The following is a 12105-nucleotide window of genomic DNA, read 5'->3' on the forward strand; positions in this document are numbered from 1 at the left end:
TTAGCTGATGAACAAATTACTCGTGAGTCTGCTGTTGACCTTGGGCGTCAGCGGTATTGCCCAGGCTGCTAGCACCGCTGTGGTAGGTGATGCTGCTGCAGGTCAGGCAAAAACCGCTGTATGTGGCGCTTGTCACGGTCCGGACGGCAATAGCATGGCCCCAAACTTCCCCAAGCTGGCCGGGCAAGGTGATCGCTACCTGCTCAAGCAGTTGCATGAAATCAAGGACGGCAAGCGTCAGGTGCTGGAAATGACCGGCCTGCTGGCGAACCTGAACGATCAGGACCTTGCCGACATCGCTGCCTACTACTCAAGCCAGAAAGGTTCGGTTGGCGCTGCTGACCCGGCCCTGGTAGCCCAGGGTGAAGCCCTGTTCCGTGGTGGCAACCTTGAGAAAGGCATGCCAGCGTGCATCGGCTGCCACTCCCCAGACGGCCAGGGCCTTGCCGCTGCCGGTTTCCCGCACCTGGGCGGCCAGCACGCCAGCTATATCGAGAAACAGCTGACAGACTTCCGTGAAGGCGACCGCACCAACGATGGTGACTCGATGATCATGCGCGGCATCGCGGCCAAAATGAGCAACAAGGACATCAAGGCGCTGGCCAGCTATATTCAAGGCCTGCACTAAGGTCTGTACGGTCGGCGGGGCCAGGTCTTGAAACCAGAGGTCACGTTAACGATCGTTTAATCCTTGAATGTGAACCTCAAAGGGCAGCTTCGGCTGCCCTTTTGCATCGCGTCTACAGTTACACTATCGAACTCAAGCCAGCATGGACCTGTCTGAATACAGGTCACGTTGATATGACCTTATCTGTCCAGGAGTAAAGCATGCGTAATCTGATTCTCAGCGCCGCTCTCGTCAGTGCCAGCCTGTTTGGCATGACCGCTCAAGCTGCCGAGCCGCTTGAAGCGGGCAAACAATATGTAGAGCTGAGCAGCGCCGTTCCGGTTGCCGTGCCTGGCAAGATCGAAGTGGTCGAGCTGTTCTGGTATGGCTGCCCGCATTGCTTTGCATTCGAGCCAACCATCAATCCCTGGGCAGAAAAACTGCCCGCCGACGTGAGCTTCGTGCGTATCCCTGCCATGTTTGGCGGGATCTGGAATGTGCATGGCCAATTGTTCATCACCCTTGAAGCCATGGGCGTTGAAAACAAGGTTCACAAAGCCGTGTTCCAGGCCATCCACGACGGCAAGAAGCTGGCAACCCCAGAAGAAATGGCTGATTTCCTGGCCGGTGAAGGCATCGATAAAGACAAGTTCCTGAGCACTTACAACTCGTTCGCCGTCAAAGGCAAAGTTGAAGACGCCAAGAAGAAGGCACAGGCCTATCAAATCTCCGGCGTACCGACCATGGTCGTCAACGGCAAGTACCGCTTCGACCTGGGCACTGCCGGTGGCCCTGAAGGCGCTTTGAGCGTGGCTGACCAGCTGATCGCCAAAGAGCGCGCAGCGGGCGCAAAAAACTAAGCGGCGCCCTCGCCCATGCTCCGCTGGAAAGGCGAGCGAAGTGTTGGTCTGCATGAGCCGCAGATCAACGAAGATCATCTGGCGTCCTGCGGGATGCCGGATGATCGACGTTTACGACTGCTCAGTTTCAATATCCAGGTGGGTAACAGCACCCAGGGTTACCGGCATTACCTGACCCGCAGTTGGCAGCATGTGCTCCCCCATAAGGGGCGGGCCGGTAACCTGGAGCGTATTGGTGACCTGCTCGGCGACTTCGACCTGGTCGCCCTGCAAGAGGCCGACGGTGGTAGCCATCGTTCTGGCTACATCAATCAGGTCAAGTATCTTGCCCAGCAGGGCGAATTTCCCTACTGGTATCAACAACTCAATCGCAATCTCGGGCGTCTGGCCCAGCACAGTAATGGTGTGCTCAGCCGGTTGCGCCCTGCCGCGATTGAAGATCATCCCTTGCCCGGCCCTGCGGGGCGTGGTGCGATTCTGGTGCGCTTTGGTGAAGGCCCCGACGCTTTGGTGGTCGTGGTCATGCACCTGGCGCTGGGAACCAAAACCCGTACCCGGCAGCTGGCCTATATTCGCGAGTTGATTGGCGACTATCAGCACCAGGTGTTGATGGGCGACATGAACACCCATGCCAACGACCTGCTGCACACCTCGCCACTGCGGGACCTCGGGCTGCTGGCGCCGCAAATGGAGGCCACCTTCCCCAGTTGGCGCCCGCAACGTTGCCTGGATCATATTTTGCTCAGCCCAAGCCTGACCCTTGAGCGCGTCCAGGTACTGGATCAGCCTATCTCGGACCATCTGCCGGTAGCCGTCGATATCCGTCTGCCAGGCTCTGTCGGCGTCGACTCCCAGATCGCGCTGCGCCCGCCTGACAACGGGGCGAAGGCATGAGGGACGAGGCCGCGCGCTGGAAAGAGAAATACCTTAAAAGCGTGGAGCTGCAAGACAAGCTTGAGCGCCGCTGGAATGCCCGCCTCGACTTGCTGCGCCGTGGCCTGGTGCGTAGCACCCTGGCCGCTGAGGGCACGGACCGCACGGTCGACCAATGCATGAAAGAAATGCGCGAAGCGGTGCGCACCAATGAGATGGACGCCGCCCTTGCCGCCTTGCTCCCGCGCCTTGAAAAAGCCGTGCTCGACTCCGAGCAGCGACGTGAAACCCGGGTTGAGCAAGTCAGCGCAGCGCTCAATACGCTGGTCACCCAACTGCAGGCCCTGCCACTGCCCCGTGAGGTCAGCAAGCCGCTCAAGGCCTATGCCAAACAGCTCGAAAACCGGGTGACGCACGCCCGAGAAATACCGCTGCTGCTTGGTGAGCTGAGTCACTTGCAAGGGCAGGCACTGGCGCCGCAACTCAATGACGCCCAGCCGCCCAAGCCGGGCTTGTTACAGCGATTATTTGGTGCACAAGACGCTGAAAAGGCACTTGGCGAAGCGACTGTGGTTCCGATTCCGGTTGAGACTCAGGCGCCGCGACCGGCTGCGCCGAACAGCGTGGTCCCAGCGCATGTTGCCGAGCCGCCGGCAGTACCCACGCCTCAGCCTGAACCGGTAATTGTTGAAGCCGAACCACAGCCCTTGCCGCCCGTTGCTACGGCTGACGATGACGCCCAGGCGCTTGCCGAGCCGCCCCCTTCGGTACCTCTAGAGGCTCAAGAGCATGCATCCAGCGGTGCACTTGAGTCAGTGGTCGCGATGGTTGAGGCCGAAAATGATCAAGCCCGGGATTTCGTTGAGCAGTCGCCGCTCGACGAACAGACTGAGCTGGCCGAAGTCGATGCTGTCTATGCCTTGCCTGATGCCCCCGAGCCAACCTACAGCAGCGTGGCCGAGCACATTGAGTCCACACTGCTCGGGTTGTTGAGCGGCCTGTCGCTGCCTGAACACCACAGGCCACAGGCCGAGGCCATGTGCCGGCGTCTGGAAAAAGGGCTCAACTGGTACGAATTACTACCGATCCTCGACGATCTTGCTGTTTTGATGCTGGCCATCACTGACAGCGGCCAGCATGAGTTCGAGGCTTACCTCAAACAGCTCAATGAACGCCTGGAGTCATTTCAGAACAACCTCCAGGCGGCCAGCGAGGGTCATGCCGAGGGTCGATCCGCCGCCGACGACTTGCACAGCCAGCTGCGCGAACATGTGGACGGTTTGCAAAACAGCGTGCAGGACGCCGTTGACCTTAACAGCCTCAAGCACCTGCTGGAAAATCGTCTCGAAGGACTGCTGGGCACGATGGACCAGCACCAGCAGCAGCGCATCGCCCGTGAACAGGAGGTCTCGGCCCACCTCCAGGGGCTGGCCGAGCGTATCGCGAGCATGGAACAGCAGGCCCAGGGCTATCGCGAGCATCTTGAAGAACAGCGCCAAAAAGCACTGATAGACCCCCTGACCGATCTGCCTAACCGGGCGGCATGGGGCGAACGCCTGCAATATGAAGTCGATCAGTGGCAAAAAAACGGTAATCCTCTACTGATTGCCATGCTCGACCTCGATCATTTCAAGCGTATCAATGATGGTTACGGCCACCTGGCGGGCGACAAGGTGCTCAAGATCATTGCCACCCAGTTGCGCAAGCATCTGCGGCCGATCGACTTTATTGCCCGCTTTGGTGGCGAAGAGTTTGTGCTACTGATGCCCGATACTCCGTTGAGCGCAGGTTTGCATCTGATCGAGAAGCTGCGGGCAGCAATCCAGGCCTGCCCGTTCCACTTCAAGGGCGAACCCGTGACCATCACCACGTCTATCGGTGTATCCGCGTTCAGGCCGGGTGATCGCAGTGACCATGTGCTTAAACGGGCTGATGAAGCACTGTATCGGGCCAAACGGCGTGGACGTAACTGCGTGGAGCCTCAAGCAGCGACTATTGAAACTTGATATTTATTTGTCGCTTTATGTAGTTACTTTCTAGACAGCAAGTAGTCCCTGTCGGTATTTAAAATTAATTAACGGATTTCCTCGCGGCTTTCTTGACGGGTTGTGAGTGGGCGACTTATATAAAATAACAGACCGGCTTGGTTACCCGACAAGTAACGACGGCACTGTGGACATCTCATTATCAAACCCCCATCGACAATGCCGCCGGGCACTGCAGGCTCTAGCCCGGTGGTATAAAGCCAGTACGGTGTACGGCCGTAAAAGGTAGTGTATGAAAATATTGATTTACTTGTTATCTGTGTTCTTTTTGATCACGGGCTCTGTTTCGGTAAGTGCAGCCACTAAAACCCCGATCTATTCGGCCTCCATTAACAAGGATGGAACACTGGCCGCACAATCGCCGCACTGGATTGAAAGTATTGAATACTCCAGCCAACCCGATTATGCAGCCAGTTATAAAGTTAATCTGATGCCCGATGCCTTTCAAAAGGAGCCAAAATTTTGTGTGGCATCGACTTACGACAATTCAAGCTATGAACATACCCTTTATGGCATCGCCAAATTGTCGAGCAAACCGACCCGATCCGAAGTGAATGTTATAGGCTTGATGCTAGGTGCCAACGGGCCATCCGGGGATTCATCGATGAGTTTTTACCTGGTGTGCGGCAAATAAATCACCTTACGAAGGCTGCGACCCTGTTGGTGTTTACAAGGTCGCAGCCCTTGTCTTCATCCGGTACAGCTGCACGACACGGGCGGTAAGGTATGCTTGCCTATTAATTGCTCAGTCGTGTTGTTCTCGCCCATGAAATTCTCCGCCCTGATCTTGTCCCTTGCCCTGCTGGCCGGTTGCAGCAACGGTCTGCGCATGGACACCAGTCATCCTTCGATCAACCACGACAGCCGCGTGCAGTTTGTGGTGCTTCACTACACCTCAACCTCGCTGGAGCGCTCCCTGGAGCTGTTAACCCGCGGTCCGGTCAGCAGCCATTACCTGGTCGGGGATACTCCGCCGACCATTTACAAACTGGTGGATGAAAACCAGCGCGCCTGGCACGCCGGTGAAAGCCAATGGAAGGGCCGCACCTGGCTGAACTCCAGCTCCATCGGCATTGAAATCGTCAACAAGGGTTTTCGCGATACGCCCGAAGGTCGAGTCTGGTACCCCTATACAGAGGGTCAGGTCCAGTCGGTTATCGCACTGCTCAAAGATATTTCAACCCGCTATCAGATCGACCCGCGCAACATCATTGGCCACAGCGATATCGCGCCCTTGCGCAAGCTGGATCCGGGCCCGCTGTTTCCCTGGAAGCGCCTGGCCGACGCTGGCTTTGGCATCTGGCCAAACGCCCGGGCCGTAGCCCGGGAGCAAGCACTGTACGCCAGCAACTTGCCAAGCATCACCTGGTTCCAGCAGCAACTGGCGCTTCTGGGCTACGAAACCCCGCAAACTGGAGAGCTGGATGTCGCCACTCGTCACGTTCTGGCCGCCTTCCAGATGCATTTCAGGCCTTCGCGATACGATGGCACTCCGGATGCTGAAAGTGCGGCCATTTTGAAAGTGCTGAACACGCAAAAGCACTGATGAGCTAGAGCAATGGCAGGGCCATGTAAAATTGTGTGCCTTGCCCTGGACGCGAATACACCCCAATGCGCCCGCCATGCAGTTGCACAATCTCTTTGCACAGTGCCAGCCCAAGGCCGGCGCCACCCTTTTTGCGCCCCACTTGCACAAAGGGCTCAAAAATCCGCCCTTGTTGGCTATAGGCAATGCCTTCGCCATTGTCTTCGATGCTGATAATCACCCGTTCCCCATGGCGCCTGGCCTGCAGGCAGATCTGCCCGCCACTGGCGGTGTGGCGCAAGGCGTTGTCCAGCAGGTTGTCCAGCACCCGCTCCAACTGGGCCTGATCGGCCCGCAACTCAGGTAGCGGTTGTTGCAGCTGCACCAGCAGCTCGACATTTTTTACCCGCGCACGGTCGGCGAAACGGACACGGGCGTCCTCGAGCATGTGTTCGACACTGCAGGGGGCCAGCGTCAGCTTCTGCATGCCGTTTTGATAGCGGGAGAAGTTCAGCAGGTCATTGATCAACTGCATCAGGCGCTGCATTTCTTCGTTGACGGTGTTGAGCAGGTCGGTTTCCCGTGACTGGGGATCAAAGCGTGAACGCTCCAGAAACAACCCGAACGCCATATGCATGCCGGTGACGGGGGTGCGCAACTCATGGGAGGCCCGCAACACGAACTCGCTGCGTACCCGCTCAAAGGCACGCTGCTCGGTGACGTCGTGCAGCACCATGACGGCGCCGAGGATAGGCCCCTTGGGCTGGCTCACCGGGGTCAAGCTGTAGGTCAGGAGTCGGGTTTCGCCTTCAATGTCGACGCTCAAGTCTTCCGGCAAGCGCTCAAGACTGCCTCCGCGCAGTACTGTTTGCAGTTGCTGGTCGAGTTCCGGACGTTGCAAGGCCTCACCCAGCGACTGCCCCAATCGCCCTTCATCCCAACCCAGCTGGCGCTGTGCGACGGGGTTCAAGTGCTCCAGCCGGCCTTGCTGATCGATCATCAACAACCCGTCATCGATACTGTCGAGTACCGCTTGCAGCCGCTGCTGGCCCGCCAGCAGCTCGTCGATGTTGGTTGCCTGATGCTGGCGCAATGCCTCGGCCATAATCCCAAAGCGCCGCGTCAGCAGGTTCATCTCTGTGGCCGAGGAGAGCGGCAACACCACTTCGAAATTGCCTTTGCCAATGTTATCCGCGGCCTTGGCCAGTGCCTCGATCGGGGCACCAAAACGCCTGGCAATACCGTGGGCAGTGATAAAGCCGATGATCAGCACGGCAATGCCGACCAGGCCGAGCAAGGCGGCGACGACCAAGGCGCGATCCCGGGCTGCGGCCTGGGCGGCATATATGGTGTCGAGCGCACGACGGTGTTCGGTAATCAGACCGTTGCGCAGTTGATTGAAGCGGCTGGTCAGATCCTTGTCATTGCTCAGGTTCAGTTGCGCGTCGCTGGCCTTGTTGAAGGCCAGCAAAAAACTGCTGTAATCCTCCCGGGCCTGGGCAAAACCGCTATGCAGATTGTTTTTACGCTCATGCTCGATGCCCTCGTCGAGCAGCTTCAAATACTCCCGGGCTGATGACTTCAGCGCTTCGGGATCTGGCTGGTTATGCAGCATCATCACCAACTGATCGCCCAGCGACTGACGCAGTTTCAGGCCCAGATCGAGGGTAATGAAGTTGTTACGAATCAGCGCTTCCTGGGTTTTCGCCATTTGCATCACGCTGACGACGCCAAGCAACAGACCAAGCAGCGCCACCGTGATTAACGCGGAAATGCTCAGGAACAGGCGGGTGCGCAGCTTGATCGCAAGTTTCATCGCGGGCTCACAGGTTGTACTGCTTACGTTTGCGGTACAGCGTCGAGGCATCGATACCCAGGGTTTTTGCTGCCTGATCCAGGGTTTCACTGGTGGCCAGGACGGCGCCGATATGGGCTTTCTCCAGTTGATCGAGGCTCAGAGCAGCGCCAATGCGCGGGGCGTTGGGTACCGTTTGTTCGGCCATGCCCAGATGGCTGACTTCAACCACTTCCTGCGGGCAAATAATACTCGCGCGCTCAACCACATTGCGCAACTCGCGGATATTGCCCGGCCAACGGTAATTGGCCAGGGCCCGGCGGGCTTCCTCACTGAAGCCGCGGGCAGGGCGAGCATATTCCTTGACGAAACGGGCCAGGAAACGGTCGGCCAGGGTCAGGATATCCTCACTGCGCTCGCGCAGCGGCGGCAAATGCAGGGTGATCACGTTGAGACGGTAGAGCAGGTCTTCACGGAAGCGGCCATCGCGCACCATGTCCTCAAGGTGGAGGTTGGTGGCGGCCAGAATGCGTACATCGGCGCGGCGGGTAACGGGGTCGCCGACGCGCTCGTATTCTTTGTCCTGAATAAAGCGCAGCAGTTTTGGCTGTAGGGCCAGCGGGAAATCGCCGATTTCATCGAGGAACAAGGTACCGCCATCGGCCTGATTCACCCGGCCCAGAGTGCTTTCGCTGGCACCGGTAAAGGCTCCACGGGTATGGCCAAACAGTTCGCTTTCCATCAGCTCGGCCGTCAGTGACGGACAATTGATCGTGACACAGGACTTTTTCGCCCGTTTGCTCCAGCCGTGGATTGCGCGTGCCAGCTCCCCCTTACCGGTACCCGACTCGCCGAGAATAAGGATATTGGCATCCGTACCGGCCACCTGGCGGGCGGTTTCGAGCACCGCCATCATGGCCGGGCTATGGGAGTCGAGGCCTTCTTTGGGCTTGCGTACTTCACCCTCCAGGGCTTCAAGCCGGGCCGCCAACTGGCGCACTTCCAGTTGCTTGGCCGTGGCCAGCCTTAGCTGGTCGGGGCTGCACGGCTTGACCAGATAATCGGCGGCACCTGCCTGGATCGCATCAACGGCTGTATCGACGGCCGAGTGGGCAGTGACTATCACAACACGCATCCACGGCGCCTGGATACGCATTTGAGCCAGCACATCCAGACCGTTGTCTTCGCCCAGGCGCAGATCGAGAAAACACAGATCGAACACCTGTCGTTGCAGCAGTGCGTCGGCCTGCGCTGCGCTGTTAGCGGTGGCGACAGTGTAGCCCTCGTCTTCGAGGCAATAGCGGAATGTACGCAGGATGGCGGACTCATCGTCGACCAGCAGAATGCGGCCCTGTTGCTCTTTGGCTGAATCCATTTCCTACGTTCCTTTATATGTGGTCTTGGTTAGTGTCGGAATAATCGGGCAAGTTGCATGATTTTTCTGATTGATTCCGAGGCTAGCACCGAAGGCTCTGGCCTGCATAAGGTAACTGGCTGATTTTGCGGCTTTTTGCGTTGAGTCGCAGGTCGAAATTAATCCCTCTCGCAGCAGCTGACTCGCGGAGCAAGGCTGCGTCCGACGGCGAAGCCGTCGTAAACCCTGAAAACCGAATTTTACTGGCACACCGTGGTGTCTGATTTGCGACGGCTGTGCCGCCGCACGCAGCCTCGCTCCGCGAGTCAGCTGCTACGCGACGTGTGGTATCCCCTGATCGTGCAGAACGCCCGACCCGCAGGCCGGGCATCGTGCAGGTTGCGCGTCAAATCCATTCGAACAAATAGATAACACATTGATTTATAACGGTTTTTTCATTGTGTCAAAAGCTGGCACGGCCCCTGCAATTACCCTTGTACAGAGCGTCGCACAGAGCGGCTCAACCTCACATTGACCACCGGGTGGCAGGAGTTTGAACATGAATATTCACGAATTCTCCAACTTGCGTGTTTCGTCATTGCATCTGCAACAAGGTCTGTTCGCCAGCCTTGCGTTGTCGGTGACCCTGATCGGTGGTCAGCAGTTGGGCCGGTTGGAGCAAGCACCGCAGCCGGTTGCCGCTGCACAGCACTACATCGCTCCCCAGCAGCACTTCAAGGCATTTGGCCCAGTGTCTGATACCACTGGCCGTTACGAACTCGCAGCCTCGGACGAAACCCAAATCGCCCGCTCGCAACCAGCACCTGAACGTTGGGTGTTTTAAGTGTTCACAACCTTGAGGCCCTGATCGGGCGTCGAGACACACCCTCATCACCCTGTTTCGCACAGTAATAAGGAGAATCACCATGTTGAGTTGGGCCATTACCTTCCTGATTATCGCCATCATCGCTGCTGTCCTGGGCTTCGGTGGTATTGCGGGCACCGCTACCGGCATCGCCAAGATTCTCTTTGTCGTGTTCCTGGTGATGTTTGTGGTGTCCTTTATCTTTGGTCGCCGCGGTCGAGGCTAGAGATGACCGCCCCCTCCTTTAAGGCTACGGTCGCTGTCCTGGTAACGGGCGGCGGCCGAGGGGCATGAAACCGGTTACATGGATGCAGGCAGCCAAGGTTCTACCTTGGTTTTTTTGTGCCCGGAGAAAATCTTTCGGCGGCTGTAATGCCTTATCAGGGTTCATTTTTTTGAAAACAAATGTGGCCTGACCAGCACTTCGAAACGTCGACCGTATATCGACTTGTAGAAAAATAGCCCGGACTTATATCTGATTTGTGTTGTCGGATATTTCTTGGATATAAGCGGCTTAATGCCACCCCCTCCTTAGCCAAAAAGACCTTGAAACAGCCGGTCTACGGCACTTATGTCGTCTATTCTGTGGATTCTCAGGAGGGGCGATTTGAGGTCTTGTCGGACAAAACCCATGCCGATTCGGCATAGGGTAGGCGTTTACGGCATTAGACGGCCACCTCATGCATGGGAATAGTTGCGCCTTTTTTCGCCTGCCAAAGAGCCTTTCTGGCTCGGTTTGGGCGACCTTCTACGGGGGTGGCGGTTTCTGCTTTTTGCGCTTTCAAGCGCTCTATTCAGAGCCTCTGCCCGAGTCCACTTGAAGTAAGGGTAATGACATGAAGAAGGCAAAACTTAGCCTCGCCTGGCAGATCCTGATTGGTCTGGTCCTCGGGATTGCAATCGGCGCGCTGCTTAACCATTTCAGTGCTGAAAAGGCCTGGTGGATCAGTAACGTTCTGCAACCTGCCGGCGATATCTTTATCCGTCTGATCAAGATGATCGTAATCCCAATCGTGATTTCTTCACTGGTTGTCGGGATTGCAGGCGTGGGAGATGCGAAGAAACTCGGTCGTATCGGTTTTAAAACCATCATTTACTTCGAGGTGGTCACCACCATCGCGATCCTGGTCGGCCTGGTGCTGGCCAACGTGTTCCAACCCGGTGCCGGGATCGACATGAGCACCCTGGGCACGGTCGATATTTCCAAGTACGCAGCCACGGCAGCTGAAGTCACGCATGAACATGCGTTTATCGAGACCATCCTCAACCTGATTCCATCGAACATCTTCGCGGCCATGGCTCGCGGTGAGATGTTGCCGATCATCTTCTTCTCGGTGCTCTTCGGTCTCGGTTTGTCGAGCCTGAACGCCGAACTGCGCGACCCGCTGGTGAAAACCTTCCAGGGCGTGTCCGAGTCGATGTTCAAAGTCACTCACATGATCATGAACTACGCGCCAATCGGTGTGTTCGCCCTGATCGCCGTGACCGTCGCCAACTTCGGTTTCGCCTCGCTGGTGCCTCTGGCCAAGCTGGTGCTGCTGGTTTACGGCGCCATCCTGTTCTTCGCCGTTGCGGTGCTGGGCCTGATTGCCAAGCTGTTCGGCTTCTCGGTGTTCAAGCTGATCCGTATCTTCAAGGATGAACTGGTTCTGGCTTACTCCACCGCCAGCTCCGAAACCGTGCTGCCACGCGTGATCGAGAAGATGGAAGCCTACGGCTGCCCGAAAGCGATCTGCAGCTTTGTGGTACCGACCGGCTACTCGTTCAACCTTGACGGCTCGACCCTGTACCAGAGCATCGCGGCAATCTTTATCGCCCAGCTGTATGGCATCGACTTGTCGATCAGCCAGCAACTGCTGCTGGTACTGACCCTGATGGTGACCTCCAAAGGCATCGCCGGTGTACCAGGCGTATCCTTCGTGGTACTGCTGGCGACCCTGGGCAGCGTGGGTATCCCGCTGGAAGGCCTGGCCTTTATCGCCGGTGTTGACCGTGTGATGGACATGGCCCGTACAGCCCTGAACGTGATCGGTAACGCCCTGGCGGTACTGGTAATCTCCCGTTGGGAAGGCATGTACGACAACGCCAAGGGCGAGCGCTACTGGAACTCGCTGCCGCACTGGCGCAGCAAGGAAGCCCTGCCAAAAGGTGAGTAACCTCGCCTGGTAGTGCAACTCCCAC

11 protein-coding genes are annotated in these 12105 nt (G+C 57.5%); 9 read left to right on the plus strand and 2 right to left on the minus strand.

Features of this window, described 5'->3' with window-relative positions:
- The first annotated feature begins 7 nt into the window (after window positions 1-7).
- The 6 genes from FHL07_RS09310 (at window position 8) to FHL07_RS09335 (ending at window position 5931) form a co-directional block, all read left to right on the plus strand.
- On the plus strand, window positions 8-628 hold the full coding sequence (locus FHL07_RS09310; RefSeq protein ID WP_094999673.1) for a c-type cytochrome: 621 nt from the start codon (window positions 8-10) through the stop codon (window positions 626-628).
- Window positions 629-828: 200 nt separating this feature from the next.
- Complete coding sequence (locus FHL07_RS09315) at window positions 829-1467, plus strand: thiol:disulfide interchange protein DsbA/DsbL (RefSeq protein WP_016782754.1); 639 nt, start codon at window positions 829-831, stop codon at window positions 1465-1467.
- Between the two features lie 15 nt (window positions 1468-1482).
- Window positions 1483-2361 carry an endonuclease/exonuclease/phosphatase family protein gene (locus FHL07_RS09320; RefSeq protein WP_094999672.1) on the plus strand — a complete coding sequence of 293 codons (879 nt, stop codon included), beginning with the start codon at window positions 1483-1485 and terminating at the stop codon, window positions 2359-2361.
- The gene (locus FHL07_RS09325) at window positions 2358-4346 is read left to right on the plus strand and encodes a diguanylate cyclase (RefSeq protein WP_130872200.1); all 1989 of its coding nucleotides are present in this window, start codon (window positions 2358-2360) and stop codon (window positions 4344-4346) included. Before FHL07_RS09320 ends, FHL07_RS09325 begins: the two co-directional genes overlap by 4 nt.
- Window positions 4347-4617: 271 nt before the next feature.
- A complete protein-coding gene (locus FHL07_RS09330; RefSeq protein ID WP_095020621.1) occupies window positions 4618-5019 on the plus strand; it encodes a hypothetical protein in 402 nt (133 codons plus the stop codon).
- 132 nt (window positions 5020-5151) lie between these two features.
- On the plus strand, window positions 5152-5931 hold the full coding sequence (locus FHL07_RS09335) for an N-acetylmuramoyl-L-alanine amidase (RefSeq protein WP_094999669.1): 780 nt from the start codon (window positions 5152-5154) through the stop codon (window positions 5929-5931).
- Window positions 5932-5935: 4 nt separating this feature from the next.
- On the opposite strand, the gene FHL07_RS09340 is transcribed toward FHL07_RS09335, so the two are convergent.
- Together FHL07_RS09340 and algB are read right to left on the minus strand one after the other, a co-directional pair.
- Window positions 5936-7726 carry an ATP-binding protein gene (locus tag FHL07_RS09340; protein WP_094999668.1) on the minus strand — a complete coding sequence of 597 codons (1791 nt, stop codon included), beginning with the start codon at window positions 7724-7726 and terminating at the stop codon, window positions 5936-5938.
- A gap of 7 nt (window positions 7727-7733) precedes the next feature.
- The gene (gene algB / locus FHL07_RS09345; protein ID WP_094999667.1) at window positions 7734-9080 is read right to left on the minus strand and encodes a sigma-54-dependent response regulator transcription factor AlgB; all 1347 of its coding nucleotides are present in this window, start codon (window positions 9078-9080) and stop codon (window positions 7734-7736) included.
- Between the two features lie 538 nt (window positions 9081-9618).
- On the opposite strand from algB, the gene FHL07_RS09350 reads away from it, so the two are divergent.
- From FHL07_RS09350 to gltP, 3 genes are all read left to right on the plus strand, one after another.
- Complete coding sequence (locus FHL07_RS09350) at window positions 9619-9903, plus strand: hypothetical protein (protein ID WP_094999666.1); 285 nt, start codon at window positions 9619-9621, stop codon at window positions 9901-9903.
- An 82-nt stretch (window positions 9904-9985) separates the two neighbouring features.
- A complete protein-coding gene (locus FHL07_RS09355) occupies window positions 9986-10150 on the plus strand; it encodes a DUF1328 domain-containing protein (RefSeq protein WP_019828122.1) in 165 nt (54 codons plus the stop codon).
- A gap of 610 nt (window positions 10151-10760) precedes the next feature.
- Complete coding sequence (gltP, locus tag FHL07_RS09360) at window positions 10761-12080, plus strand: glutamate/aspartate:proton symporter GltP (protein WP_094999665.1); 1320 nt, start codon at window positions 10761-10763, stop codon at window positions 12078-12080.
- Window positions 12081-12105: the final 25 nt, after the last annotated feature.

Source organism: Pseudomonas sp. FSL W7-0098, assembly GCF_005930585.1.
In the GTDB taxonomy this organism is placed as follows: Bacteria; Pseudomonadota; Gammaproteobacteria; order Pseudomonadales; family Pseudomonadaceae; genus Aquipseudomonas; species Aquipseudomonas bubulae.